Source organism: Arthrobacter sp. B2I5 (genome assembly GCF_030816735.1).
Taxonomy (GTDB): Bacteria; Actinomycetota; Actinomycetes; order Actinomycetales; family Micrococcaceae; genus Arthrobacter.
The window spans coordinates 1,904,666-1,931,510 of sequence record NZ_JAUSYF010000001.1 but is presented as its reverse complement, the minus strand read 5'-3'; the positions used below and the strand labels follow the sequence as shown (position 1 = coordinate 1,931,510).

General features: G+C 65.3%; 24 protein-coding genes and 1 pseudogene. 6 read left to right on the top strand and 19 right to left on the bottom strand.

The features are described from left to right. Window positions 1-144 precede the first annotated feature (144 nt). The 8 genes and pseudogenes from secF to pdxT all read right to left on the bottom strand — a co-directional run bounded on the left by secF (window position 145) and on the right by pdxT (window position 7,553). A pseudogene (secF, locus tag QFZ60_RS09265) lies at window positions 145-1,184 on the bottom strand (protein translocase subunit SecF). Beyond that, a complete protein-coding gene (gene secD, locus QFZ60_RS09260; protein ID WP_142122028.1) occupies window positions 1,184-2,941 on the bottom strand; it encodes a protein translocase subunit SecD in 1,758 nt (585 codons plus the stop codon). Before secD ends, secF begins: the two are co-directional and overlap by 1 nt. 99 nt (window positions 2,942-3,040) lie before the next feature. Further along, a complete protein-coding gene (gene yajC, locus QFZ60_RS09255; RefSeq protein ID WP_142122030.1) occupies window positions 3,041-3,448 on the bottom strand; it encodes a preprotein translocase subunit YajC in 408 nt (135 codons plus the stop codon). Between the two features lie 212 nt (window positions 3,449-3,660). After that, window positions 3,661-4,746 carry a Holliday junction branch migration DNA helicase RuvB gene (ruvB, locus tag QFZ60_RS09250; RefSeq protein ID WP_142122032.1) on the bottom strand — a complete coding sequence of 362 codons (1,086 nt, stop codon included), beginning with the start codon at window positions 4,744-4,746 and terminating at the stop codon, window positions 3,661-3,663. Beyond that, window positions 4,739-5,383, bottom strand: coding sequence for a Holliday junction branch migration protein RuvA (gene ruvA / locus QFZ60_RS09245; RefSeq protein WP_307089957.1), 645 nt, complete (start codon window positions 5,381-5,383; stop codon window positions 4,739-4,741). The genes ruvB and ruvA overlap by 8 nt, the downstream gene beginning before the upstream one ends. A gap of 89 nt (window positions 5,384-5,472) precedes the next feature. After that, window positions 5,473-6,051: a crossover junction endodeoxyribonuclease RuvC gene (ruvC, locus tag QFZ60_RS09240; protein ID WP_142122036.1), complete on the bottom strand. Its 579-nt coding sequence runs from the start codon at window positions 6,049-6,051 to the stop codon at window positions 5,473-5,475. A gap of 32 nt (window positions 6,052-6,083) precedes the next feature. Continuing rightward, a complete protein-coding gene (locus tag QFZ60_RS09235; RefSeq protein ID WP_307089955.1) occupies window positions 6,084-6,839 on the bottom strand; it encodes a YebC/PmpR family DNA-binding transcriptional regulator in 756 nt (251 codons plus the stop codon). A 3-nt stretch (window positions 6,840-6,842) separates the two neighbouring features. Further along, window positions 6,843-7,553 carry a pyridoxal 5'-phosphate synthase glutaminase subunit PdxT gene (pdxT, locus tag QFZ60_RS09230; RefSeq protein WP_307089953.1) on the bottom strand — a complete coding sequence of 237 codons (711 nt, stop codon included), beginning with the start codon at window positions 7,551-7,553 and terminating at the stop codon, window positions 6,843-6,845. 91 nt (window positions 7,554-7,644) lie between these two features. Here pdxT and QFZ60_RS09225 point away from each other — a divergent pair, with 91 nt between their 5' ends. After that, on the top strand, window positions 7,645-8,937 hold the full coding sequence (locus QFZ60_RS09225; RefSeq protein WP_307089951.1) for a Mur ligase family protein: 1,293 nt from the start codon (window positions 7,645-7,647) through the stop codon (window positions 8,935-8,937). Then, window positions 8,934-9,689: a type 1 glutamine amidotransferase gene (locus QFZ60_RS09220; protein WP_307089949.1), complete on the top strand. Its 756-nt coding sequence runs from the start codon at window positions 8,934-8,936 to the stop codon at window positions 9,687-9,689. The genes QFZ60_RS09225 and QFZ60_RS09220 overlap by 4 nt, the downstream gene beginning before the upstream one ends. Before the next feature lie 13 nt (window positions 9,690-9,702). Here the strand turns inward: QFZ60_RS09220 and QFZ60_RS09215 are convergent, their stop codons facing one another. Further along, entirely contained in the window at window positions 9,703-11,064 is a 1,362-nt protein-coding gene (locus tag QFZ60_RS09215) for a hypothetical protein (protein ID WP_307089947.1), read from the bottom strand. A 163-nt stretch (window positions 11,065-11,227) separates the two neighbouring features. Between QFZ60_RS09215 and QFZ60_RS09210 the strand changes: the two genes are divergently transcribed. Next, a complete protein-coding gene (locus tag QFZ60_RS09210; protein ID WP_307089945.1) occupies window positions 11,228-13,240 on the top strand; it encodes a M3 family metallopeptidase in 2,013 nt (670 codons plus the stop codon). 267 nt (window positions 13,241-13,507) lie between these two features. On the opposite strand, the gene pdxS is transcribed toward QFZ60_RS09210, so the two are convergent. The 6 genes from pdxS to QFZ60_RS09180 all read right to left on the bottom strand — a co-directional run bounded on the left by pdxS (window position 13,508) and on the right by QFZ60_RS09180 (window position 21,782). Beyond that, window positions 13,508-14,434 carry a pyridoxal 5'-phosphate synthase lyase subunit PdxS gene (gene pdxS, locus QFZ60_RS09205; protein ID WP_142122051.1) on the bottom strand — a complete coding sequence of 309 codons (927 nt, stop codon included), beginning with the start codon at window positions 14,432-14,434 and terminating at the stop codon, window positions 13,508-13,510. 138 nt (window positions 14,435-14,572) lie between these two features. Then, window positions 14,573-15,196: a phosphatidylinositol phosphate synthase gene (gene pgsA / locus QFZ60_RS09200; RefSeq protein WP_142122053.1), complete on the bottom strand. Its 624-nt coding sequence runs from the start codon at window positions 15,194-15,196 to the stop codon at window positions 14,573-14,575. Beyond that, window positions 15,186-15,773, bottom strand: coding sequence for an HIT domain-containing protein (locus QFZ60_RS09195; RefSeq protein ID WP_056336549.1), 588 nt, complete (start codon window positions 15,771-15,773; stop codon window positions 15,186-15,188). Before QFZ60_RS09195 ends, pgsA begins: the two co-directional genes overlap by 11 nt. 18 nt (window positions 15,774-15,791) lie before the next feature. Further along, window positions 15,792-17,801 carry a threonine--tRNA ligase gene (gene thrS / locus QFZ60_RS09190; RefSeq protein ID WP_307089943.1) on the bottom strand — a complete coding sequence of 670 codons (2,010 nt, stop codon included), beginning with the start codon at window positions 17,799-17,801 and terminating at the stop codon, window positions 15,792-15,794. A 116-nt stretch (window positions 17,802-17,917) separates the two neighbouring features. Then, window positions 17,918-21,409, bottom strand: coding sequence for a DNA polymerase III subunit alpha (locus tag QFZ60_RS09185; protein WP_307089941.1), 3,492 nt, complete (start codon window positions 21,407-21,409; stop codon window positions 17,918-17,920). A 28-nt stretch (window positions 21,410-21,437) separates the two neighbouring features. Beyond that, window positions 21,438-21,782, bottom strand: coding sequence for a DUF6504 family protein (locus QFZ60_RS09180; protein WP_307089940.1), 345 nt, complete (start codon window positions 21,780-21,782; stop codon window positions 21,438-21,440). 130 nt (window positions 21,783-21,912) lie between these two features. Between QFZ60_RS09180 and QFZ60_RS09175 the strand changes: the two genes are divergently transcribed. After that, window positions 21,913-22,302, top strand: coding sequence for a hypothetical protein (locus QFZ60_RS09175; protein ID WP_056336538.1), 390 nt, complete (start codon window positions 21,913-21,915; stop codon window positions 22,300-22,302). Between the two features lie 25 nt (window positions 22,303-22,327). On the opposite strand, the gene QFZ60_RS09170 is transcribed toward QFZ60_RS09175, so the two are convergent. Next, window positions 22,328-22,651, bottom strand: a complete 324-nt coding sequence (locus tag QFZ60_RS09170; RefSeq protein WP_082566821.1) for a chorismate mutase — start codon at window positions 22,649-22,651, stop codon at window positions 22,328-22,330. 16 nt (window positions 22,652-22,667) lie between these two features. Here QFZ60_RS09170 and QFZ60_RS09165 point away from each other — a divergent pair, with 16 nt between their 5' ends. Further along, window positions 22,668-23,090, top strand: coding sequence for a VOC family protein (locus QFZ60_RS09165; protein ID WP_307089936.1), 423 nt, complete (start codon window positions 22,668-22,670; stop codon window positions 23,088-23,090). A 27-nt stretch (window positions 23,091-23,117) separates the two neighbouring features. Here QFZ60_RS09165 and QFZ60_RS09160 read toward each other — a convergent pair whose 3' ends face one another. Continuing rightward, complete coding sequence (locus tag QFZ60_RS09160; RefSeq protein ID WP_307089934.1) at window positions 23,118-23,879, bottom strand: SOS response-associated peptidase; 762 nt, start codon at window positions 23,877-23,879, stop codon at window positions 23,118-23,120. Window positions 23,880-24,012: 133 nt separating this feature from the next. Here QFZ60_RS09160 and QFZ60_RS09155 point away from each other — a divergent pair, with 133 nt between their 5' ends. Next, window positions 24,013-24,270, top strand: coding sequence for a mycoredoxin (locus QFZ60_RS09155; protein WP_056336530.1), 258 nt, complete (start codon window positions 24,013-24,015; stop codon window positions 24,268-24,270). Window positions 24,271-24,310: 40 nt separating this feature from the next. Here QFZ60_RS09155 and QFZ60_RS09150 read toward each other — a convergent pair whose 3' ends face one another. Both QFZ60_RS09150 and QFZ60_RS09145 read right to left on the bottom strand, forming a co-directional pair. Then, entirely contained in the window at window positions 24,311-25,060 is a 750-nt protein-coding gene (locus QFZ60_RS09150; protein ID WP_307089932.1) for a lipoate--protein ligase family protein, read from the bottom strand. Window positions 25,061-25,128: 68 nt separating this feature from the next. Then, a complete protein-coding gene (locus tag QFZ60_RS09145) occupies window positions 25,129-26,841 on the bottom strand; it encodes an AarF/ABC1/UbiB kinase family protein (protein WP_307089930.1) in 1,713 nt (570 codons plus the stop codon). Between the last annotated feature and the right edge of the window lie 4 nt (window positions 26,842-26,845).

Sequence of the window (26,845 nt, the reverse complement as noted above, 5' to 3'; positions counted from 1 at the left end):
ACCCCTCACCACCGACTTAATTACCCCAGTCTATTCCTCCGGGCAGCGACTTTTATAACCGGGCCTGCACAGGCAAAAGGCCGGGCGGCGCACAGTGTGCGCCGCCCGGCCTTTGGCTGTATCAGGACTGGTGGTGGTTGCCGGTCAGGCCTTGGCCGGCGATGCCGGAACTGCCCGTTCCGCTGCTCCTGCCCGGCGCTGCTCAACCCGCCTTGCCTGCTTCACGAGGTCCGGTTCGCCCTGGCGGAGCCAGGCGTACATGGGCGCAGCCACGAAGATGGTGGCTGCCGTACCGATGAGGATTCCAACGAACAGGGCCAGGGACAGGTCACGGAGGGTGCCTGCGCCCAGGAGGCCGGCGCCAATGAACAGGATGGCACCCACGGGGAGGATGGCCACCATCATGGTGTTGATGGAGCGCACCAGGGTCTGGTTGACGGCGAGGTTGACCTCCTCGCCGAAGGTCCGGCGGGTGGAGGCGTCGATTCCACTCGTGTTTTCCCGGATCTTGTCGAAGACCACCACCGTGTCATACAGCGAGTAGCTGAGGACGGTGAGGAACCCGATGATGGCGGACGGGGTGACTTCGAAATCGCTGAGGGCGTACACCCCGGCCGTGATGAACATGGTCACGGCCATGCCGGCAAGCGCCGAGAGGGACATCTTCCAGGTGCGGAAGTACAAGGCCATCAGCAGGGCCGCGAGCAGCACGAACACCACCAGGCCGATCAACGCCTGCTTGGTCACGTCGGCGCCCCAGGTGGGACCAACGAACGTGGAGGTCACCTCATTGTCGGTAACGCCGTAGGCGCTGGTGAGGCCCTGCTTGATCCGGAGGGTCTCGTCATCGGTCAGCTTGTCGGTCTGGATCCGCATGGTGTTGCCGGCTACGTTGGCCACGCGCGGCACACTGCCGGACACAACGTCCGTGACTGCCTTCTCACCGATGGCGGCATCGGTGGTCTTGACGTTGGACACCGTAAATTCGGAGCCGCCGCGGAACTCGATGCCACACAGCATCACACCCACCCCCCGAGGTTGAAGCCCCCCTTTGCCGCCGGGATGATGATGGACAGGGCCACGCCCACCGCGGCGATGATGAACCAGATTTTCTTGGCGCCCACGAAGTCGTAGGAGCGCTTTCCGGTGTAGAGCTCGTTGCCGAAAGTGGCGAAGCCTGACATTACTTGTTCTCCTTCGCGGAGGTCTTGGACGAGCCGGCCAGCTGTTCCTGCTTCTCTGCCAGGCGCCGTTCAGCGATGGTCATGCGGCGTTCGGCTTCGGCTGCAGCACCGGCGTTCTTGCTGCGGACGGCCACGGGCCGGTCCTCGGGGGTGCGAATGCGGCCGGCACCGCGGTACAGCGGCACGGCGCCAAGCCGTTCCGGGTCCAGCCCGGAGAACTTGTGGCCTTCGCCGAAGAACCGGGTGCGTGCCAGGAGCTGGAGCGTGGGGTGGGTGAACATGAACACCACGATCAAGTCGGCGACGGCGGTCAGGCCCAGGGTGAAGGCGAACCCGCGGACGTTGCCCACTGCCACGAAGTACAGGACCAGTGCGGCCAGGAGGTTGACTGCCTTGGAGGCCAGGACGGTGCGCTTGGCCCGCTTCCAGCCGTTTTCGACGGCGGATACCAGGCCGCGTCCTTCGCGCAGTTCGTCCCTGATGCGCTCGAAGTAGACGATGAAGGAGTCGGCAGTCTGGCCGATGGCCACGATGATGCCGGCGACACCTGCCAGGGACAGCCGGTAGTTCTCCGTCCAGCCGAGGATTGCGATGGCCAGGTACGTCAGGGCACCGGCCACCACCAGGGATGCGATGGTAACGAAGCCCAGGGCCCGGTACTGGAACAGCGAGTAGACCACCACGAGCAGCAGCCCGATCAGGCCGGCCAGCAGGCCCATGCGCAGCTGTTCGCCACCGAGCGTGGCGGAGATTTGCTGTTCGCTCTGGATATCGAAGCTGATGGGAAGGGCGCCGAACTTCAACTGGTCCGACAACGCCTTGGCGGTCTGTTCGGTGAAACCACCTGTGATCTGCGGACGGCCGTCGGTGATGACGGCCAGCGAACGAGGCGCGGAGATGACCTGGTCGTCCAGCACGATGGCGAACTGGGACTTGGGGTCGGTGCCCGACTCGCCGCCGGCAGCCACGTAGAACTGGTTCAGCCGTTCGGTGACCTCTTTGAACTTTGCCGTGCCTTCGCCGTCGAACTGGATGTTAACCGCCCAGTCATTAGTGACCGCGCCCTGGGCGCCCTGCTGCAGCTGAAAGGACGAGGTGACGATGTTGCTGCCCTTCACCTCCACGGGACCCAGGATGTACTTGATGGCAGGCGACTTGTCCGTGGCCGGTTCGCAGGTCACCAGCGGCTTGGTGGGGTCCGACCGCTCGGATTTCTCGGCAGCAGGACTGTTGCAGTCCAGCGCCTCGAACTGCTTGTAGATTTCCGGGGTGATCCAGTTGGTGTCACTGCTGTTGGCCGGCTCGGCGGTCGGCTTGGGCAGCTGGTCCTCGGGGGTCTGCGACTCGGGAGGAACTGCTGCGCCGTCGCCATTGAGGAGGACGGGGCGGAAATTCATGTCCGCTGAGGCCTGAATCAGGTTGCGGGTTTCGGCAGAGGGTGTGCCGGGAAGGCTGACCACCACGTTGCGCCCTGACTGGGTGCTGATTTCCGCTTCGGAGACGCCGGAACCGTCAACGCGCTGGCGGATGATCGCCACGGCCTGGTTGAGCTGCTGTTCGTTGATGTCCGAACCGCCCTCCACCTTCGGCGCCAGGATCATCTGGGTGCCGCCCTCAAGGTCAAGCGCCAGTTTGGGTGCCCAGCTGGCCTGTCCGGCGATGGTGCCGCCAGCCAGGACGGCGGTCAGCGCTGCCAGGATTACACCGAGCCAGACCAGGACGCGGAGCCCTGGTGTCTTGCGGCCAGTTCGTGCCATTGTCGATCTTTCTCTTATTCGCGGAGAAACCGCCGGAGCAGGCTGTTGCCTGCGCCGGCGGCGATCCGCAGCGGTAGAGGGAGGAAGGGGCCAGCGGGCCTAGCTGTCCTTTTTGCCCTCATCGTTGAGTCGCTTCAGGGTTTCCTCGGGAGTCTCGGAGCCAACTGCGGTGCTGCCGGTCTCCGTGGTGGTGAGGGATGACGCATCGTCCGGAACCACGGGGGATGCCTCGGCCGGCTCCGCGACGGTTTCCGCGGCAGGCTCGACGACCTTGGTGACGGCCTGGCGGTGTACCGTGGCCAAGTTGCCGGGGGAAAGTTCAAGGGTGACCTTGTTCTCGGCCTCGTCGATGTCCACGATCCGGCCGAAAAGGCCAAAGCTGGTCATGACCTCCACGCCCGGGGCAAACTTCGACTGGAGCTCTGCCTGCTGCTGCTGCGTCTTCTTGTTGCGGCGGAACATCATGAAGATGAAGACGCCGAGCATGACGAACAGGAGAATTGACATTGGATCCAAGGGGAATTCCGTTCTTTAGCGTGGTGTAGCTGGGTTCTCCAGCGACGTCGGCTTCGCTTCGGCCGGGGTGGACGTGCGGTGCAGGCAGAACGCCTGACATTTTTCTTCCCCAAGCGACGGGGGCGTCAGGGCCACCCGCGAAACAAAGACCCGAACGTGCCGGGCGTCATACCAGTCTAAAGGGAAAAGCTGGAGGGAGCCTGCTATTGGCTCTCCGGGGCCCAGTCCCCCGCGGTCGAAGCGGCGTCTTCGGGCTCGAAAAGGTCAAGCTGCTCCTGTGCGAAGACACCGGACGGGATGGCGTAGCCCAGGTGCGTCCAGGCGGGCGCCATGGCGATCCTGCCGCGGGGCGTTCGGCCCAGCAGGCCCTCCCGGACCAGGAAGGGCTCGGCAACAGTCTCAACCGTTTCGGTTTCTTCCCCGACGGCGATGGCGAGGGTGGACAGACCGACGGGCCCGCCGCCGAACTTGGTGATCAGCGCATCGAGGACTGCGCGGTCCAGCCGGTCCAGGCCCTTTTTGTCCACTTCATACATGTCCAGGGCAGCGGACGCGGTCCTGGCGTCGATTTGGTCAACGCCGTGCACCAGGGCCCAGTCCCGGACGCGCCGCAGCAGCCGGTTGGCGATGCGGGGCGTGCCGCGGGAACGGCCGGCGATTTCAGCGAATCCGGCCGAGTTGACCTTCAGGTCCAGCAGGCCCGCAGAACGGCGCAGCACGAGTTCCAGCTCCGGGACGGAGTAGAACTCCAGGTGCCCGGTGAAGCCGAAACGGTCGCGCAGGGGCCCCGGGAGCAGCCCGGCGCGGGTGGTGGCGCCCACCAGCGTGAACGGCGGCAGCTCCAGAGGAATGGCTGTGGCACCGGCGCCTTTGCCCACCACGATGTCAACGCGGAAGTCTTCCATGGCCATGTACAGCATTTCCTCGGCCGGGCGGGACATGCGGTGGATCTCGTCGAGGAACAGGACCTCGCCCTCGGAGAGCGAGGAAAGGATTGCTGCGAGGTCCCCGGCGTGCTGGATGGCGGGTCCGCTGCTGAGCCGGAGCGGGGCATTCATCTCCGCGGCCACGATCATCGCCAGGGTGGTCTTGCCCAGGCCGGGCGGGCCGGAGAACAGCACGTGGTCAGCGGTCCGTCCGCGCATCCGGGAGGCCTGGAGCACCAGTGACAGCTGCTTGCGCACCCGGTGCTGGCCAACGAAGTCGTCCAGGTTCTTTGGCCTAAGGGCTGCCTCAATGGCCCGCTCCTCGGGCTCCTCCCCCGCTGCGACCAGGGACGGTTCAGCCACGGCTGCCTACGCGGTTGCCTGCCCGTGCGCCGTCCTGGCCCAGCCAGCGGAGCGTGGTCCGCAGGATTTCAGGCACGTTGCCGCGGAAGGATACTTCGGGATCCTCGGCCAGGGCTTTATCGATGCTGGTGGAGGCGTCCTTCTCGGACCAGCCCAGGCTGGTCATGGCGGCCACCACCTGGGGCTTCCAGGCGGCTTCTGCAGGGGTAGCGGCCCCGGGGGCAGTGGCGGTTCCGTGCGGTACGAGCTTTCCGGCGAGCTCCAGCACGATCCGGCCGGCCACCTTGGGACCGATTCCCGGCACCTTCGTGAAGGTCTTGCTGTCCCCTGTGTGCGCTGCCACCCTGATGGCTTCAGGATCGTGGACGGCCAGGACTGCAAGGGCGAGCCGGGGGCCGACGCCGCTGACACTGAGCAGGATGTCAAAAACCTCACGTTCGTCGTCGGAGGCAAAGCCAAAGAGCGTCAGCGAATCTTCCCGGACAATCAGGGACGTGAACAGCTGGCCCTGTTCGCCCACATGCAGCCGGCTGAGCGTCTGGGGTGTGGCATTGACGCTCATGCCGGCACCGTTGAGGTCTATCACGGCCGTGGACAGGCCAACATGCGCTACGGTTCCGCGGAGGAAACTGATCAAAGCCGGGCTCCCGTTGTACCGCCGGCCTCACAGCGAGGACCCGGCTATCCGAACATATCTACGAATACCCTAGCAAGCGGCAGGGACAATCACCGTGCGCGGCGCGCCTTGGCCTCCGCATCGGCCCATGCCCGCTGGGCAGCCGTCAGCGACGAACTGCCGGGACCCGTGGTTGCCACGGCCGCGCCGCTTCCCGCGCGCCAGGCATGCGTAATGGCAAGTGCCAGCGCGTCCGCTGCATCGGCCGGGCGCGGCGGCGCATCAAGGCGCAGGATCTTGGTGACGAGCTTGGTCACGGCGTCCTTGTTGGAGGATCCGCTGCCGGTCACCGCGGCCTTGACTTCCGACGGCGTATGCAGCGCTACGGGGATCCCGCGGCGCGCGGCGGCGGCAATCACCACGCCGGACGCCTGGGCCACACCCATGACCGTGCTGACGTTGAGCTGGGAAAAGACACGTTCGACGGCGAGCACCTGGGGTTCGTAGCGGTCCAGCCACTCGTCGATGGCCAGGGCGATCACCAGGAGCCGCTGGTCCAGCGTCTCCTCGGGCGAGGTGCCCACCACGCCGACAGCCACCATGGTGGCCCGCCTGTTCCGCTCGACGTCCACCACGCCAATGCCGCAACGGGTCAGTCCCGGGTCAACCCCGAGTACGCGCAGCGTCACGGGCGTGCAGTTTCAGCCGGCACTGCCGGGCGTCACTCGGATTCCAGGGCAGCCTGGACTTCGTCGCTGAGGTCGGCGTTGCTGTACACGTTCTGGACGTCGTCGAGGTCTTCGAGGGCATCGGCAAGCTTAAGGAACTTGCGGGCGCCGTCCACATCCAGTTCAACCTGCATGGAAGGCACGAATTCAACTTCGTCGGTGTCGTACTCGATGCCCGCTTCCTTGAGGGCCTCGCGGATGGCGGGAAGATCGGCCGGTTCCGAGTGGATCTCGAACGTCTCGCCGTTGTCCTTGACTTCCTCTGCTCCTGCGTCGAGGACGGCCATCAGGACATCGTCCTCGCTCAGGCCGTTCTTGGGCAGGTTTACGACGCCCTTGCGGGTGAAGAGGTAGCTGACGGAGCCGGGGTCGGCGATAGTGCCGCCGTTGCGGGAAATGGCCAGGCGGACCTCGGAGGCTGCACGGTTCTTGTTGTCGGTAAGGCACTCGATCAGCAGCGCGGAGCCCTGGGGGCCGCGGGCTTCGTACATGATCTCGGTGTAGTCCACCACTTCGCCGGTGAGGCCGGCGCCGCGCTTGATGGCACGGTCGATGTTGTCGTTGGGGACCGAGGTCTTCTTGGCCTTGGTTACGGCCAGTTCCAGGCCCGGGTTGCCGGCGAGGTCGGGGCCGCCCATCCTGGCGGCAACTTCGATGTTCTTGATCAGCTTGGCGAACGACTTTGCGCGGCGGCTGTCAATGATCGCCTTTTTGTGCTTGGTCGTTGCCCATTTGGAGTGGCCTGACATGCTTTACGCTTCTCCTCTGATCATGCGGATAAAAAGTTCGTGTACGCGTTTCTCGCCGGTCACTTCCGGATGGAAGGAGGTGGCCAGCAGCTGGCCGGAACGCACTGCGACAATTCTAGCCGTCCCCGGGAGGGATGCCGCGTGAGACGCCTGGCCGGGGTCCGCCGGTTCCACCTGGGCCAGGACCTCCACGTCCGCACCCACCCGCTCCACCCAGGGGCCGCGGATGAATACGGCGTGCACCGGTTCAACGCCGGATTCGGTGGCGCTGAAGTCCAACCCTTTGAAGTCCAGGTCGGTTTCAAAGGACTCGCGCTGCCGGCCGAAGGCATTGCGGCGGACAGTGATGTCCAGGCCGCCGAACGTCTGCTGGGGAGCGCCTGAAAGATCGGTGGCGGGATCGGCGATATCAGAGGCCAGCAGGATCATCCCTGCGCAGGAGCCATAGACGGGCAGGCCTTCGGCGATGTACTTCCGCAACGGGTCGGCAAGGTCAAAGGCCCGGGCCAGTTTGTCGATGGTGGTGGACTCGCCACCGGGGATGATGAGGCCGTCCAGGCCGTCCAGTTCCCCGGGGCGGCGGACAGCCACGCCCTGGGCACCGGTGGCTTCGGCGGCGCGCAGGTGCTCGCGGAAGTCTCCCTGGAGGGCCAGGACACCAATCCGCAGGCCCGAGCCCACGCGCGCGCGATCAGCAGAAGGGGGGTTTGTCATCCCTCCAGCATACGGGGCACAACCCCTTCGCTGCTGCCGTGCGGATGCGGCTGGCAAAGGTTGCATGCCGCTGCTGGGATATATTCAAAACATGGTCTTCTTCAGTGTTCCGCTCGGCAAGCTGGTCCGCAGGGTGTCCCGGCTGCGCGGCGGCGGGTCCGCCCTTCCAGGACTGGTGGTTGAGAAAATCGACTCCGGCTTTATGCGGCGGACACTCACCACACTGCCCCACGGCGTGGCGGTGGTCAGCGGCACCAACGGCAAGACCACCACCACCAAAATGGTGGTTGAACTGCTGGAAAGCCAGGGCCTTAAGGTCTTCACCAACCGCACCGGCAGCAACTTCACCCGCGGTGTGGCCGCGGCGCTCCTGGGCGAGGTGGACTGGCGCGGCCGGCTGGACGCGGACATCGCTGTGCTGGAACTGGACGAAGCCCATGCTGTCCATTTCGTGAACAGCGTCCCGCCGCGCTACTGCCTGCTGCTCAACGTGCTGCGCGACCAGCTGGACCGCTTTGGCGAGATCGACAAGACAGCGCAGCTCCTGCAGCACATCGCTGCCAAAACCACAGGAACGGTTGTCCTGAACCGCGAGGACCCACGTGTTGCCAGGATCGCGGATACGCTCACGGGACAGGAGGTCAAGTACTTCGGCCTTGACGACTCCCTGCTCGGCACCTTTCCCAACGACGATGACATGCGCGCCGCCCCAGGCTCCCCCGCCCCGGCGGGCCTGCCGGAAAAGCCCGCGGCCGACGTCGTACTCCGCAAAGTGGGCGCGGACAGCGCCGAGTTTGAGTACGACGGCGGTACGGTCACCACGGCGATGAAGCTGCGCGGTGTGTACAACATCTTCAACGCCGCCGCGGCGCTGACGCTGGCCCGCAGCATCTGCGGCGGAGGCGCCGCAGCCGCAGACCATGCCACCTTGCTCGAAGCCCTGTCCAGGGTGGCGCCGGCCTTTGGCCGCGGTGAAAGCCTTACCGTCGACGGCCAGCCGCTGGACCTGGTGCTGGTGAAGAACCCCAGCGGTTTCCGGCTGGGACTCAAATCCTTCCCCGCCGAGGGCTACGCCACCATGATCGCCATCAACGACAATTACGCGGACGGACGGGACATGTCCTGGCTCTGGGACGTGGAATTCGATTCCCTCCGCGGCGGCGGCGTGGATGTGCTCACCGGATCACGCGCCTACGACATGGCGCTGCGGCTCCAGTACGACGAAGTCCGGGTCGGAGCGGTGCACACCGATATCTCCGCCGCCCTGGCAGCCTTCATTCGCGAAGGCCGGGACAGGCCCAAACGGATCTTCTGCACCTACACCGCCATGCTGGCCATTCGCCGCGAGCTGGCCAAAATTACCACCGTGGAGGTTGTCTCGTGAATCCGGCAGAAGCAACGGCGGCCGATGGCCCGTCCAAGGGAACCCTCCGCGTGGTCCAGCTCTACCCGCGTGACATGAACATTTACGGCGACTGGGGAAACGCCCTGGTCCTGAAGCGCCGGATCGAATGGCACGGTTACACCCCTGAACTGCTGGAGTACAACGTGGGCGATCCCTTCCCCGAGGACGTGGACATCATTGTCGGCGGCGGGGGCCAGGACAGCGGGCAACTGGTGATCCAGGACGATCTGCAGGCACGGGCCGGCCAACTCAAGGAACTGGCGGAGGACGGTGCGCCGATGCTGGTCATTTGCGGCCTCTACCAGCTTTTCGGCAGGTACTTCAAGACCCGCACCGGCGCCGTCATTCCGGGCATCGGCATCCTGGACGTGGAAACCCACGGCACGGATGAGCGCCTGATCGGCAACGTCAAGGTCTCCACCACGGAGTTCGGCGAAGTCCTGGGCTACGAAAACCACAGCGGCCAGACCACGCTCGGCAGCGGTGTGCAGCCACTGGGCACCGTAGCGAAGGGCACTGGAAACAACAGCAATGACGGCCATGAAGGGGCCCGGTACCGCAACATCGTTGCCAGCTACCTGCACGGCTCGCTGCTGCCCAAGAACCCTGCCATTGCCGACTTCCTGATCCGCACCGCGGCGGAGCGAAAGTTCGGCAGCTTCTCCCCGGGCAACCCGGACGACACCTACGCCGCCCTGGCCCGGGAGCACGCTGCCCGCCGGCCCCGCTGACCTGGTTCATCCGTTACCGCCACTGGAAATACTCCCGGTGGATGTTGGCCCTGCGAACACCTGCGTTCCGGAAGGCCTTACGGAACTGCCGCAGCATGGCGTCCGGTCCGCCCATGAATACCGAGAGCTCGCGGGGTTCGGTGCCTACGGCCGCCAGGACCGCCTCCGGGGTGAGCCGTCCGTCTGCTTCGGTGTCCACTGCATGGACCGTGAGCCGTGGATGGTTCCGGGCGATGGCAGAGATCTCATCGGCAAAGGGGGACGGACCCGCCGAGGTGACGAAGAAGTGGACATCGTCGTGGAGTTCGCCGTCCAGGGACCGCAGCCAGCTGAGGAAGGGCGTGATTCCCACGCCGCCCGCGATCCAGACCTGATGCGCTGTTCCGCGGTGCCGGTCAAAGCGTCCGTAGGGCCCGCCAACCACCGCCGGCATCCCGGGCTGCACAACGTCCGGAAGCCTGGCCGTGTGGTCGCCCAGCGCCTTGACCGTGATGCTGATCCCGCCTTCCAGCGCCGGCCCCGAGATGGAGAAGGGGTGCCGCTGCCAGCCGTCCGCTCTTTCCAGGTAGACCATGGCGAACTGCCCGGGTTTGAAGACCAGCGGCCGGCCCAAGGGACGCAGTGCCACTTCCACCAGGTCCGGTGCCACCGGCTGGACCGCAGCCACCTGGTAGTCGTGGTGGGGCAGGAAATGCCGTGCCAGCAGTTCGCGGTAGGCATAGAACCCCAACCCGGTTTCACCGATGGCCACGTAGCTCCAGCGAAGCGCGGGCACAGCCTCGAACGCACTGGCGTCGAGCAAGCCGTGCAGGAACCCGGCGGCCAGGAACAGGCCGGTCAGCCGGTGGAAGCCGCGCCACCGCTCGTAGCCGCCCAGCAGGCGGGCGGCCAGCCGCACCGGCCTGGTCCTCAACAAGGTGCGGACCAGCCCGCGGACAGGCGCGGGAAGTATGGTCCGCCAGCGTGGCAGGACTGCCCATACAACCAACGCGGCGAGCCCGCTGGTGGCAACCACCGCCAGTGTCTTGCCAAGGCTGGTTGCCTCCGGATTGGCGGCAAGTTCTATGTGCGGCAGCAACAGGATTGTTGCCGTCATCGCCGCCCTGCGGTGCCAGATGGCGGCGTGGTCAATGCCACCGAAAACCGGCTCAACGTGAGGCAGGGTGCTGACCAGGACCAGCGCGATTGAATACAGCAGGACGGATTCGCCGCCGAAGAGTTGCCCTGCGTGCCCCAGGACGGGTTCGCCGGCAGGCCGAGCGAGGGACCAGAAGATGCCGTAGGCCCCGGCCAGCACCATGATTGCGCCTGGACCAAGCCATCGCAACGGCATTCCCAGGAAGACGGTCCCGTGTCCGGCGCCACCCTTGGTCATGGCCACGGTCCTTTCATCATTGACAAACCGTTGTGCGTCCCTGCAGGAGACGGTAATCGCGGTCCGGGGCGGACCGTATAGCGGCCATTGTAGGGTTACCGGCTGGGAGGACGTGCCCAGCCCCACAATTGAGAAGCCTGTCCCTCTGTGAAAGGTTTAGCCCATGACGAACCCGCTCCTTGCCGCCAGTCCCCTGCCCTACGGCCTCCCGCCCTTTCAAGCCCTCACATTGGAGCAGTACCGGGAAGCCATCGAGGCAGGATTGTCTGCTCACCTGGATGAGATCCGGGCAATCACCGGCAACGCCCAGCCGGCCACCTTCGAAAACACGGCCTTGGCCATGGAACGTTCGGGGCAGCTGCTGAACCGCGCGGCCGCGGCGTTCTTCACCCTGGTGTCCGCCAACGCAACAGAGCAGATCCGGGAGCTCGAAACGGAGTTGTCCCCGCGGTTCTCAGCCCACCAGGATGAGGTGTTCCTCGACAGGGCGCTCTTCGACCGCTTTGCCGCCATCGATACGGACAATTTCGATCCCGAGTCCTCCCGTTTGGTGGAGGAGTACCTCAAGGAGTTCCGCCAGTCCGGCATCCAGCTTGACCCGCCGGGCCAGGAGCGGCTCCGCGCCATCAACGCCGAACTGGCACGCCTGGGTACCGAGTTCGGCCAGCGGGTCAAGGAAGGCATGAAGTCCGCTGCACTGCTGCTGGACAATGAGGGTGACCTGGCCGGCCTGCCGGCCGACGACGTCGCCGGCGCTGCGGAAGCAGCCCGCGCCGCCGGTCACGACGGCAAATACCTGCTCACCCTGATCCAGCCCGGGAACCAGCCTGCCCTGGCATCGCTGGAGAACCGGGACGTCCGCCGTCGCCTGTTCGAAGCATCCGTGGCCAGGGGCAGTGACGGCGGCAGCCTGGATGTCCTTGACCTGGCCAGGGAAATGGCCGGGCTGCGGGCGGAGAAAGCAAGGCTGCTGGGATTCGACAATTACGCAGAGCTGGTGGCGGACCGCCAGACGGCCCCCGACTTTGAGGCAGTCCGGACCATGCTGAGCAGGATGGCGCCGGCCGCCATCCGCAACGCCGACGCCGAGGCGGCAGAGCTGGCCGAAGTTGCCGGCCACCCATTGGAGGCATGGGACTGGGCCTACTATTCGGCGAAGGTGCGGCGGGAAAAATACGAGGTCGACGAACAGGCGCTCCGGCCCTACTTTGAACTCAACCGCACTATCACCGACGGCGTGTTCTCTGCAGCAACGTCACTCTACGGGATCACTTTCCACGAGCGGACCGATCTCCACGGCTACCACCCGGACGTGCGTATCTGGGAAGTACGCAACGAGGACGGCACGGCACTGGGGCTGTTCCTGGGCGACTACTACGCGCGCGAATCAAAGCGGGGCGGCGCCTGGATGAACTCGCTTGTTGACCAGTCGGACCTGCTGGGCACGCGGCCCGTGGTGACCAACACACTCAACATTTCCAAGCCACCCGCCGGCGAACCCACTCTTCTCAGCCTGGACGAGCTGCGCACCCTGTTCCACGAGTTCGGCCACGCGCTGCACGGCCTGTTTTCAAACGTCACCTATCCGCGCTTCTCGGGGACGGCGGTGCCGAGGGACTTCGTGGAGTATCCCTCGCAGGTGAACGAAATGTGGATCATGTGGCCGGAGGTGTTGTCCAACTACGCACGCCACTATCTCACGGGCGAGCCCCTTCAGCAGGACATCGTGGCCAGGCTGGAGGAGTCCAGGCTCTGGGGTGAGGGTTTTGCCACCACGGAGTACCTGGGAGCTGCCCTGCTCGACCTGGCGTGGCACACGCTGGAGCCGGATGGCGTTCCCGAGGACGCGCTGGAGTTCGAGGCCAAGGCCTTGGCTTCGGCCGGAATTGCGCACCGCCTGATTCCGCCGCGGTACCGGACCGGGTACTTCCAGCACATCTTCGCCGGGGCGGGATACGCGGCGGGCTACTACTCCTATATCTGGAGCGAGGTGCTGGACGCCGACACCGTGGACTGGTTCAGCGAGAACGGCGGCCTGACGCGCGCCAACGGCGAAAGCTTCCGCCAGGAACTCCTCTCCCGCGGCAACAGCCGCGACCCCCTGGAGTCATTCCGCATCCTGAGGGGCCGCGACGCGCACCTGGAGCCGCTGCTAAAGCGCCGCGGCCTCGAGTAACCCCTAGCGATTGCTCCGTACCTGTCGTTTTCAGCCCCGATAACGACAAGTACGGAGCAATCGATATTAAAGAACGACGCCGGTCCCCCACCAGAAAAGGTGAGGAACCGGCGTCGTCAGTTACAACAGGGGAAAGCGACGGGCGGCCCGGTCCGGCAGCGTGCGTAAAAGGGGCCCCGCCCAAACCCCCTGCCCGTATGGCGGCAGCGGGAGGCGGGGAATAGCACGCAGAGGATCGGGCCGCCCGTCGGCCCCAGGACCAGAGAGTTACCAGCCGCGCTCGGCGAGGCGGTGCGGCTGGGGGATCTCGTCGACGTTGATGCCCACCATGGCTTCACCCAGGCCGCGGGAGGCCTTGGCGATGACGTCGGGGTCGTCGAAGAAGGTGGTGGCCTTCACGACGGCAGCGGCGCGCTGGGCGGGGTTGCCGGACTTGAAGATGCCGGATCCGACGAAGACGCCGTCTGCGCCGAGCTGCATCATCATGGCAGCGTCTGCGGGGGTGGCGATGCCACCGGCGGTGAACAGCACCACGGGAAGCTTGCCGGCAGCGGCGACTTCCTTGACCAGTTCGTAGGGTGCCTGCAGTTCCTTGGCCGCGACGTACAGCTCGTCCTCGGGAAGGGAGGACAGCCGGGCGATCTCGGAGCGGATCTTGCGCATGTGACCGGTGGCGTTGGAGACGTCGCCGGTGCCTGCTTCACCCTTGGACCGGATCATGGCCGCGCCCTCGTTGATGCGGCGCAGGGCCTCACCCAGGTTGGTGGCGCCACAGACGAAGGGAACCTTGAAGTTCCACTTGTCGATGTGGTTGATGTAGTCGGCCGGGGTGAGGACCTCGGACTCGTCGATGTAGTCGACGCCGAGGGACTGCAGGATCTGGGCTTCGACGAAGTGGCCGATGCGGGCCTTTGCCATGACCGGGATGGAGACGGCATCAATGATCTGGTCGATCATGTCGGGATCGGACATGCGGGACACGCCGCCCTGGGCACGGATATCAGCCGGAACACGTTCCAGCGCCATGACTGCCACGGCACCGGCGTCTTCGGCGATGCGGGCCTGTTCGACGTTGACGACGTCCATGATGACGCCGCCCTTGAGCATCTCGGCCATGCCGCGCTTCACGCGGCTGCTGCCCGTGACGCTGTTCGCGGACGAACCGGCCTCGTTGCTTACATCAGGTGTAGACACAAAAACCCCTATGGGTAGCTAGATGATCTTCGCCGGGCATGCGGCGGCAGCTGCCGGACGTGCACGCACGGATTGCCGGGTCCATTGACCGGGCAGTCTTTATACTAGTCCCCCGCCGCCCGGCCGGCTTAATCATGTCTAATCAGCCGGCGTCGGTTCCGCCAAGGCCTGCCGCCGCACCGAGATGACGCGCTGGACCACGGTAATAAGGCTGGCTGCCGCCAGGAGGACCAGAGTGACGAGGAGCACTGCCGGCGGGAGTCCGAGGCCGGTGAGACCAGTGATGACCAGGACGGAGACCAGGCGTTCGGCCCGCTCTGCGATCCCGACGTTCGCAGTGAAGCCCAGGGACTCTGCTTTGGCCCGGGCGTAGGAGACCACCATGCCCAGGACAAGGCAGAGCAGGGCTGATACGGCAATGGCCATGTTGTTGCCACCGGTAAAGAACCAGATGGACACCCCTGCGAACAGGGCACCGTCGGCAATCCGGTCCAGGGTGGAGTCGAGGAAGTTCCCCCAGCGGCTCTTCACGCCCTGCATCCGCGCCATGATGCCGTCCAGGACGTCGGAAAAGATGAAAGCCGTGATGAAAAGGGTGCCCCAAAAGAGCTGGCCCAGCGGGTAGAAAACCAGGGCCCCGGCCGCAACCCCTGCGGTGCCGAGGATGGTTACCGCGTCCGGGGAGACACCGATCTTCAGGAGCCAGCGGGCCAGCGGGGTAAACAGCGCGGTGAAGAATCCGCGGGCGTGCCTATTCAGCATCCGACTCCCCGGGCCAGGCTTCAGCCACCTGCCGCCGGACCTCATCAAGGGTCTGGGTGATGGCCTTGGTCTGGGCGATGATGGGGAAGAAGTTGCCGTCGCCGCCCCACCGCGGAACGATGTGCTGGTGCAGGTGCGCGGAGATGCCGGCTCCCCCCACCACCCCCTGGTTCATCCCCAGGTTGAATCCGCCGGGGTTGGAGACCTTGCGCAGCACCCGCATGGCCGTCTGGGTCAGGTCAGCGAACTCTGCTGTCTCTTCAACCGTGAGGTCGGTGTAATCCGGAATGTGCCGGTACGGGCAGACCAGAAGATGCCCCGGGTTGTAGGGAAACAGGTTCAGCACCACGTAGCAGGTCCGGCCGCGGTAGACGATGAGCGCCTCTTCGTCGGTCCTGTTCGGGCCTACGCAGAATGGGCAGTCGTTCTCATTCTTGAACTGGTGCTGCCCGCCCTTGATGTAGGCCATGCGGTGGGGAGTCCACAGGCGCTGGAAGGCGTCCGGGACACCGGCGAGGGCAAAGTCGTCGGTAACGCCGGCATCGCCTGGATATCCTGCGCCTGTGTTCTCCTGCACTGTGCTGCTTCCGTTCGGCTAGCTGGTCCGGTTGCGGACGGCGTCGGTGATCCGCTTGACTGCTTCCGCAACGGGCACGCCGTTGTCCTGGCTGCCGTCGCGGAAACGGAATGAAACTGCGCCCGCCTCCGCGTCGTCGCCGCCGGCGATCAGCACGAACGGGATCTTGTCCTTGCTGGCGGTGCGGATCTTCTTGGGGAACCGGTCCGTGGAAGTGTCCACCTCGGCGCGGATGCCCTCGGCCTTAAGCTGGTCGACGACGTCGAACATGTACTCGTTGAACGCCTCCGCCACGGGGATGCCCACCACCTGGACGGGAGCCAGCCACGCTGGGAACGCTCCGGCGTAGTGCTCGGTGAGGACGCCCATGAACCGCTCGACTGAGCCGAAGAGCGCACGGTGGATCATCACCGGACGCTGCCGGCTGCCGTCGGCGGCCTGGAATTCGAGTTCGAAGCGCTCGGGCAGGTTGAAGTCCAGCTGGATGGTGGACATCTGCCAGGTTCGGCCCAGCGCGTCCTTGGCCTGCACGGAAATCTTGGGACCGTAGAACGCAGCCCCGCCCGGATCCGGCACCAGTTCCAGCCCGGACTCCTGCGCCACCTCGGAAAGGGTCCTGGTGGCTTCCTCCCAGGTGGCGTCGTCGCCAACATACTTCTCCGGGTCCTTGGTGGACAGCTCCAGGTAGAAGTCGTTCAGCCCGTAGTCCTTGAGCAGGTCCAGGACGAAGGTCAGGGTCTTGGTGAGCTCGTCCTTCATCTGCTCGCGGGTGCAGTAGATGTGGGCGTCGTCCTGTGTCATGCCACGGACGCGGGTGAGGCCGTGCACCACGCCGGACTTCTCGTAGCGGTAGACCGAACCGAACTCGAACAACCGCAGCGGGAGCTCGCGGTAGGACCGGCCGCGGGAGCGGAAGATGAGGTTGTGCATGGGGCAGTTCATCGGCTTCAGGTAGTAATCCTGGCCGGGCTTGCGCACCGTGCCGTCCTCATTGAGTTCGGCGTCCACGTGCATGGCGGGGAACATGCCGTCCTTGTACCAGTCCAGGTGCCCGGAGACCTCGTAGAGGTGGCCCTTGGTGATGTGCGGGGTGTAGACGAACTCGTAGCCGGCCTCGACGTGCCGCTGGCGCGAGTAGTCCTCCATCTCCTTGCGGATGATGCCGCCCTTGGGGTGGAAGACGGGCAGGCCGGAGCCCAGTTCGTCCGGGAAGGAGAAGAGGTCAAGTTCCGAACCGAGCTTGCGGTGGTCGCGGCGCTCGGCCTCGGCAATGCGCTCCTGGTAGGCCTTCAGGGCGTCCTTGGTGGGCCAGGCGGTGCCGTAGATGCGCTGCAGCTGCTGGTTCTTCTGGTTGCCCAGCCAGTAGGCCGACGACGACCGGGTGAGGGCGAAGGCGTTGGAGATCATCTTGGTGTTGGGCAGATGGGGGCCGCGGCAGAGGTCGCACCAGACAGTGGTGCCTTCCTTGCGCTCCACGTTGTCGTAGATGGTGATGTCTCCGGCACCGACCTCCACGTTAACGCCCTCGCCGGCCTCGGCGGCGTCGTTCTTCTTTCCCAGCAGTTCGAGCTTGTAGGGCTCGTTCTTCATGGCCTCGCGGGCCTCGTCCTCGCTGACCACGCGGCGGACGAACTTCTGGTTCTGGTTGACGATTTTGAGCATCATCTTCTCGAGGGTCTTGAGGTCCTCGGGGGTGAAGGGCTCGGCAACGTCGAAGTCGAAGTAGAAACCATCGGTGATGTAGGGGCCGATGCCCAGCTTGGCGTCGGGGCGCAGCTGCTGCACGGCCTGGGCCATGACGTGGGCGGTGGAGTGGCGCAGGACGTTCAGGCCATCGGGGGAATCAATGGTGACGCCTTCCACCTCGGCGCCCTCGGGAAGTTCCTGGTCAAGGTCCTTCAGTTCGCCATTAACGCGGGCCACAACAACGTCACGGCGCTGAAAGAAGAGTTCCGCACCGGTTGTCCCGGTAGTCACCTTGGTCTCTTCGCCATCGACGAGAAGGGTGATCTGCTGGGCATCTGACACGGGTGTCTCCTATTCAAAGTTAAGGCTTCATAGCTTGTGGCATACGGGGACCACAGCCAGCCACCGTCAATGCTATCGGTTCACGTAAGGGCCGACCAACGCGGCACACAGCACCGTTACCCGTTAAATCCGGTGATGGCCAGTGTCCTGCTGATGCCGTCCAGGGGATGCGGGCCGTCCTGGGCAGCCGCCGGGAAGGTCTCCGGGAAGGGCAATGTCTCCGTCCGGCCCAGGTCCCAGGCCATGCTTGCACTCAGGCTGATCCCCCGGGGGCCGGTCCTTCGGGTGGTGCCGCGGATCAACAACAGGCGGGTTCCGAACAGGAGCGGCCCTGCACTTTCCTGGGCTTCGTGGAAGAAGACTGAATCGACGCAGCCTGTGCCGTCGTCGATGCTGATAAACACCACCCTCCTGCCGCCACGCATGGGCGGAGTCTGGGTGGCTACCCGCACTCCTGCCACCAGTACTTCTGTCCCGTTGCGCAGGCTGAGGAGTTTATCGGCAGTGGTGACCCCCAGCCTTTCCAGCAGGGGCCGGTGGCTGTCCATCAGGTGCGTGCTGACATCCACGGCCATGAGGTCAAGTTCCGCCCGGACGTTTTCCACCAGCGTGGGGGCAGGGAGCCCCGGCTTGATGTTGCGTAATTCAATGTCGCCCAGGGGAAGGGACAATTGCCCTTCCAGCACGTCCACACCTTTCCGGGCGCCTTTGGCCGACTGGAGCTGCTGCAGGTGGTGCACCAGGTCAGCCCTGTTTGCTGCTCCCCCGGCTTCCTTGTGCAGCGCATCAAAGGCTCCGAGCTGCGCAAGCCGCCGGATGCTTGGCTTGCTGAGCCGCGAGCGCGCCCGGAGATCTGCCAGTGAGTCATATGGCTGGCCGGCGACTGTCCGATTCAATTCCGCAGCGGACAGCCCGTAGATGCCGTTCAGGCTGAGCCGTATCCCAAGCCTGCCGGCGTCCCGGCCGGAATCAATCCGTTCCACCCGGTATTCTGCTTTGCTCCGGTTGATGTCCAGGGGAAGGATGGGGATGCCCAGCCGGCGGGCTTCGGCCACCAGCAGTCTTTTGGGATACATCCCGGGATCGTGCTCCCACAAGCCGGCAAGGAACGCTTCGGGGTGGTGTGTTTTCAGCCAGGCGGACTGGTAGGTGGGGACGGCGAAGGCAGCACCGTGGGCCTTGCAGAAGCCGAAACTGGCAAAGGACTTCAAAGTCCCCCATACCTTGTCCACCACCTCTGGGGTGTACCCCCTGGCCTTGGCGTTCCGCCGGAAGTACTCCTCCACCTGTGCTTCACCGGTCTCGTTGCTCAACGCCCTGCGGAACTCGTCGGCCTTGGCCAGCCCGCAGCCGGTCATGATGTCGAGGGTCTTCAGGATCTGTTCGTGGAACACCGTGACCCCATGGGTTTCCTGCAGCACCGGTTTGAGGTCCGGGTGGGGATAGACCTCAGGGGCGAAACCGTGCCGGTGTTCCAGGAAGGGCCGAACCATGTCGGATTTCATGGGTCCGGGACGGAACAGGGAAATATCGATGATGAGGTCGTTGAACTCGCGGGGCGCCATCTTTCCAATCAGTTCCCGCTGCCCCGGGGATTCGATCTGGAAGCAGCCAAGGGTTTGCGTGCTTCTGATCAGTTCATAAGTGGGTTCGTCGTCGAGGGGGACGGCGTTGAGGTCGATCCGGCCGTCCCCGGCGATGTAGTCAGGTCCTGTGCCGTCAGGCCCTGCCTGATGCTTTCCCGCTGCCACCACCTCTTCCTTGCTGGGGTGGATGCGGATGATCTCCCTGACCGCGAAGGCCATGGCGCTTTGCATGCGCACGCCCAGGACATCGAGTTTGAGCATGCCCATGGGGTCCATGTCATGTTTATCGAACTGGCTCATGGGAAGCCCAAGGCCGCTTGGCTGGACCGGGGTGCGGTCCAGGAGCGTGGCATCGCCAAGAATCACTCCGCACGGGTGCATGGAGATGTGGCGGGGCAGCCGGTCCAGCCGTTCGGTCAGGTCCACCAACAGGTCAAGTTGCTGGTTCCCGTCAGTGTCGCGCTGCTCCACCCTTCCGGCGAACTCACGGAGTTCGGGTTTCTCCTGCAGGGCTTCACGGAACTTCCGGGCGGAAAAGCGCCACAACTGCTTGGCGATCTCCCCCACCTCGCCGTCGTCCATGCCCAGCGCCAGCCCGGCGTCGCGGACCGCACCCCGCGCCCTGTACCCGTTTTGCATGCTCATCAGGGTGACCCGCTCGGAACCGAACCGGTCGAAGATCCTGCGGTACACATTGTGGCGTTCGGCGCTCTCGACATCGATGTCTATGTCCGGCAGCGTGGCGCGGTCGTTGGAGAGGAAACGTTCGAAAATCAGGTCGTGCTGGAGGGGATTCACATGGCTGACCTCGATCAGGTAGTTGACCAGGCTGGAGGCACCGGATCCCCTGGCTGCCGCCCTGACCCCCATGTCCTGGATCATCCGGGACACCTCCGCCACCGTGAGGAAATAGGAGGAGAAACCGAGGTTGTTGATGATGCCGAGCTCATGCTCCAGCCGGGACAGCATCTCCTGTTCCTGCTTACCGGTGATCCCCGGGAACCGCCTGCCGATCCCTGCATGGCAGCGCTGGATCAGTTCAGAGTGCGGGTCCTGGCTGATGCCAATCACAGAGGCCTCAGGAACTACGGGCTGCTTCCACCCCATATCGGTGGCGGGATCTATCCGGCAGAGGTCGGCGAGCGCCTCTGTCTGAGCCATCAGCTGCTTAAGATCAGCGGCGCCATACCCTGCAGCGGAAATAATTTCCTTTCCCAGCCCCAGCATCTGTTCCGGGGTTTTCAGCCAGCCCTGCCCGGTGGGTTGCAGGAGGGGTTCCCCTGCCAGTTCCGGAAGGGACTTCAGGGTCCTGGCAGAGTCCAGGACATCGGCGGTTGGTGCGCCGTCTGCGGCGCAGTACCTGACGGCATTGGTGAGGATTGCGGGTACGCGGTGTTCCTCGGCGAGCCTGAGCATGCGGACTGCATGGGCGGTGCTGAACGGAGTCCCCGGAGCGCTGAGCTGGGAGACGATTTCCGCCACGACAGTTCCTGCGGGCATGGCATCCAGCCACTGCCTGAACAGGGTCCGGGGGCGCAGGTAACGGCGGCCTCCCATGGCCCGTCCGACGTCGGAATCCGGTCCTATCAGGACGGTCAGAACCGGCTTGAGGGTTTGGGGATCAAGGGTTCGGGAGGCGAGTTCAGCGCGGGTGACGGCGGCCGGCACGGCGCCACCGGCTTTGCCTGAGGTCCTGGCGTGGGCATCGGACACCAGCCGGCATAGCGCACGGTACCCGGCACCATGGTTGTTGCCCCGGGCAAGCACCACCGCTCTGCCGGCTACCTGCGTGCGGTGATCGCCGTCGTCGTCAAAAACTGCAAGGTCCACCCCCACTATGGGGTCGATGCCCGCAGCCATGCATGCCTTGAGGTGCTTGATGGTGCCGTACAGTCCGTCCCGGTCGGTGCAGGCCAGGGCGGTTGCGCCGTCGGCCGCGGCCGCCATTGCCAGCTCTTCAGGCCAGGAGACGCCGTAGTGGGAACTGAATGCCGTGGAAACGTGGAGGTGGGTAAAGCTCATACTGTTCAGGGTTCAGGCTGTTCTGTGGTCATGCTGTTTTAGGGCGAAGGACGTCATGGATCCGCAGCAGCCGCCAACGGCCACTGCGGATATGGCGGGTCAGATCAAGGGTGAGCGGTTCCGCGCCTTCCCCTGGACCCGGCGGAGGGGACGCCGCCGGGACAGGCTGCACCTGGACCCGCCAGATTTCGTGGTCCACGACGCCTGGCCCGCTTCCCAGCGGAGCCCGGGTGTCCTCCGCCCACCACTGCCGGCGTTCATACCACCGGACGGGTTCGGCGCAGACGAGGTACGGCTTTCCTGACCAGGTCAAGGATTCAGGCTGCCCGGCAGCGGAACACACCACGTCAACGGACTCGCTGAACATGCCCACGCGCGCCTCCCGGACCGTTCTTCCTCACAAGGATTCGAATATGTATTCGAATAAATCCAGTCTACGCCGGGAGGCCGGCAAAACATAGGCGGGGGTGGACGGAGCGTGCGGCAGGTAGCAGGATGATGGCATGAGTACCGATGACGCACTCCTGAAGCAGGCAAGCATCAAGACGCAGGACTCCACCCTCGTCGCACGGTTCGATATCGACGGCGCCATTCCGGATTCCGGCGCTTACGTGGTGGGCCTGATGGGAGCCTCGCCGGACTATTCAATGCAACGCCGGCTGTGCATTGAATTCATGAACGGGGAGGCAATTGCCTGCTACTCGTTCAACCGGGACCAGGGAATCGAGGAAGACTACGACCTGTCCGGGGTGTCCCACTCGGAGAACAGCATCACTGGAAGCTTTCCCCTCACTGCCTTGAACGGGCTCGGGCAGGGGCATGTCCTGTCGGCCTTCAGCGAGGCGGACGGGCGGGAGTTCCAGCACGGGGTGCCGGTGGAGGAAACCCTTTAGGGGCTCCTCCACCCCATCCTGTATGTCAGCTGTTCTTGTTGTGGATCCGCAGTTCAAGTTCAATGAACGCGGAGATCATTGCCCGGTAGGTTGATTCCACGATGTCCGGATCGATGTCCTTTTTCTCCGCGGCGGACCGGACATGCTCAATGATCCGCTCCACCCGGCCCGGGGCACGCACTTCGGCGTCGTCGCCCTTGAGCGTCCCGGCAATCCTGATCAGCCGTTCGCGGCGGGCGATGAGGGTGACAATCTGTTCATCCACTTCGTCAACGGCAACCCGAACGGCAGCGAGCTGTTCCTTGTCGGCCCGGGCATCCCTATCGTTTCCTTGAATTGTCGCCATCATCTGACAGTATCGAAGCATGGAGCCCAGAGTCGACTTTATCTCCCTCGGAGTCCGCAATGTTCCGCAATCGCGCGCCTTCTACGTTGACGGGCTCGGCTGGCCGGTGCACCGGGAGCTTGCCGGGGAGGTGCTGTTCATCCAGGTAAACCACGGCCTGGTGCTCTCCCTTTGGGACGTACGCCAGATGCAGGCCCAAGCAGTCACCGGACCGCCCGCAGGCGTCCCCTCCATCACCCTCAGCCACAACGTGGGAAGCCCCGGGGAAGTGGACAAGGTCATGGCGGAGGCCGCGGAGGCAGGCGCTGCCATCATTGCGGAACCGGTCACCAAGCCGTGGGGCGGCTACACGGGCTACTTCGCCGACCCCGACGGATTCCGCTGGGAGGTGGCGTACAACCCCACCTGGGGAGTGGACGACGCCGGCCGGGTCACCGTCTGAGGCCCGCCGCGCCATCGGCGGCGGCTGCTAGAACAGGGCTTCGACCGGGCGGATCAGTTCCGGGCCGTTGTTCCGGACGTTCCCCACTTCCTTGCCCACGGAATCCACCGTCCAGTCGGCGGCGGCATTCTTGACTCCGGACCGCACCAGGTCCACGAGCCCGGCGGCGTCATCCGCCTGCGGGTCCAGCCAGGCTTCCATGGTGTCCCTGTCCATGGGCAGGGGGACGCGGTCGTGCAGCTCGGTCAGCTTCCCGAAGATGGTGGACTCCGAGCCCTGCGGTGGCGTGTCTGCCGTGAGGATGGATGTTGAGAGCAGCCAGCGGCCCGGATCCCCTTCGGGAACGGACGGGTCCTTCCACCACTCATAAAGTCCTGCAAAAACCACCCCGTGGTCCTGGCCCGGGTGCACGTAGTAGGGCTGCTTCGACTTTCCCGGGCCCTGCTTCCATTCGTAGTAGCCGTCGGCCGGGACGGCGCAGCGCCGGGACTGGACAGCCTTCCGGAACGCCGGTTTTTCCAGCACCGATTCGCTGCGGGCGTTGATCATGCGGGAGCCGATGCCGGGATCCTTGGCCCAGGACGGGACCAGGCCCCAGCGTGCCACGTGGAGCTGGCGTACCTGCCGGGGCGCGGCACTGTCATCAACCAGGCGCTCCAGCACGATGGGTACTGCATCGGTGGGGGCCACATTCCACGACGGCGGAATGTTGATCTCGTTCTCCAGCTCGGCATCGAATTCGGCCAGGAGGTCCCCCACGGCACGTGCCATTACGTAGCGTCCACACATGGCACCAGCTTGCCACCGCCCGCCACATACTGTCATCCCACGCCACCGCCGGGCCTTCAACGCCGGGGAATACCGCCGGCCGCGCTACGGTTGACGGTAAGGAAACCTTTCAAGCGACGTTTAGGAGCTCCCTGTGGACTTCACTCCCGAATCCGGCACCATCACCATGTTCTCCACCACCTGGTGCGGCTACTGCAACCGGCTCAAGAAGCAGCTGGATGCGCAGGGCATCGGCTACACGGAAATCAACATCGAAGAGGTGGAAGGCACGGCCGACCTTGTGGAGCAGCTGAACGGCGGCAACCGCACGGTCCCCACGGTGCTGTTCCCGGACGGCTCCGCGGCCACCAACCCGTCGGCCGCCGAGGTCAAGAGCCGCCTGGCTGCCTGACCGTTCCACGGCACGCGGCGTCGCCGCAACCCACTGCGGGTCATGCCCCCAGGCTGCTGAATGAGGCAGTTTCCAGGGCGGCATGGCCCGCATATGTTTCCAGCAGGGCCTGCTCAACGGCTGCCACGTCCAGGCCGGGGACCAGATCGTTGGCGGCGCCGGCGGTGGCAGGATCCCAGTCCAGGCCCAGCGCAGCATAGGTGTCGGTAAGGACCTTGCGGATGGGGGCGGAATCCTCCACCACAATGACGGAGCTGAAGAGCCAGCCGCCGGAGACCACCCGCTGCGCTGTACCCACGAGTTTCACCCGCCGGGAGTTGTCCGCCGGGTCCGTTCCATGCACGCTGAATTCGCCGGGACAGTACTCCCCCGGGATTTCCCCCACCGCCGCCTGCACCCCGACGCTCCGCAGCGCCTGCGCAAACAATTCACCAAAGTAGCCGAACCGGGCTTTGGAACCGGCGACGGCGTCGGCGCCCGGTTCGATATGGTCAACCACCAGGGTGCCCTGATGGTATGCGGCAGCGCGGCCGCCTGCCCGCCGGACCAGGGGTTCGAAGCCGTTGTCCCTGCAGGCCTGCGCTGCCGCGTCGAAGCCTGGCAGGCGGGTGTCCCGCTGCCCGAACGCAACGGTGGGGGCGGGGCGGTACAGCCGCAGGGTGGGGCCAATGCCGCCGCCCCTGGCCCGGGCCAACAGCTCCAGGCCGAATTCGAGGTCGCGGCCCGCGCCAAGGGACACGTCCTGCCGCACCACGGTGAGCGTGCGGAGTCCAGTACCGGTGTGGTGCATTGTGGCGAAGCTCCTGGGTTGAAGGCGGACGGGCCATCCTTAGGTTACGCCCGACGGCGGCAGCAGCCTTAACGGCCCCGGCGCCCCGCCCACAAGGCGTGCAGCAGGGGAAGGGATGACGTGGCCATCAGCACGTTGCCGAACACCACGTCGTCGGCGCGGACAATGGCGCCGGCCACCAGCAGGCCGACGAAAACCACGGCGGAGCCGATCCGCCTTCCCGCCCGTTCCAGCCGTGCTGCCTGCCGCTCCAGCCGCGGAACGGCCACCTGCAGCGATCCCTCTTCAAGCCGGCCGGCCAGGGCATCCAGCCGGCCTGGCAGGCGGAGAGCCACACCGGCGGCGTCCACCGCCTGCCGGGCCACGTCCTGGACAAGGTTGCCGCGCTCGTTGCGCAGCAGCTGTGCCGCATAGGGTTCCACCGAGTCCCAGAGGTTGAAGCGTTCATCCAGTGCACTGCACACCCCGGATGTCAGGGACATGGCACGGATGATCAGCAGGAAATTCTCCGGCAGCTGGAACGGCAGCGAGCGGACCACATCCCCGAACTCCACGGCGAAATCGCGGAACTCCCGGGGATCGACTTCGCGGAGCTCGGCAAAGCCCATGCCGCCGAAGCGGGCAAAAAGCTGGGTCATGGCGCGTTCCAGGGCCACGCTGTCCGCTGAGGGCATCAGGACGCCCACATCGTTGATCGCCGCCACCAGTCCCTTGCCGTCGCGGGCGGCTGCGGCGATCAGGAGCTTCCGCAGGCCGCTGCGCGTGGAGGCAGTAACCTCACCCATCATGCCGAAGTCGATGAACGTCAGTTTCCAGGGAAGTCCGCCTGTGCCCGCGGGGGCCGGGGTGACGAAAATGTTCCCCGGGTGCGGGTCGGCGTGGAAGAAGCCGTTGGTGAACAGCTGGTCGAACATGATGGCGGCGAAGACCGGGGCAACCGCGGCGGGGTCGATGCCGGCAGCCCGGAGTGCGCGGACATCGGTGATCTTGATCGCCGTAACGTCCTCGAGTGTCAGCACACGGCGGGTTGTCCGCTCCCAGACAACTTCAGGTACAGCCACCCGGTCATCACCGGCAAAATCGGCCGCGAAGCGCTCGGCGTTGACGGCCTCGTGCAGGTAATCAATCTCCTGCAGGCTGATCTGTGCGAATTCCTCCACCAGTGCGCGCATGTCGGCGCGGCGGGAGACGAGCCGGATGTGGCTGAGCCAGCCCGCCACCTTCCGCAGCGCGGCCAGGTCGACGTCGACAATGGCACCTATGCCGGGACGCTGCACCTTCAGGACCACGGCATCCAGGCCCGTGTCCCCGGCGTCCAGGGGGCTCAGTCGCGCCCGGTGGGCCTGGCCCAGCGAAGCGGCTGCAATCGGTAACTCGTCCACCGAGGCGAATACCCGGTCCGGGGGCGCGCCCAGTTCCCCTGCCGCCAGGGCAGCGATTCCCGGGAAGGCTACCGGCGGCACTTCATCCTGCAGCCCTTCGAGCTCCTTCGTGATCTCCGGAGGCAGGACGTCAAGCCTGGAGGACAGGAACTGGCCCACCTTGATCATCAGGCCGCCGAGCTCCACGGCCAGGTCATGGAACCGCCGGGCAAAGCGCTGCATCCGCCGGGAACGCGTCCGGGCGGCAACCCCGCCAAGACCGATCCGCGGCAGGAACAGCTCGAACCACCACGTGGCTGCAAGGTTCGCGGCGGCGAAGCGCAGGATCCGCCGGTAGCGCCCGCGGTGCTCCCGCACCGCCGGTGGCGGGTCCGCCCTGGCATGGACGATCGAGGACACCCCT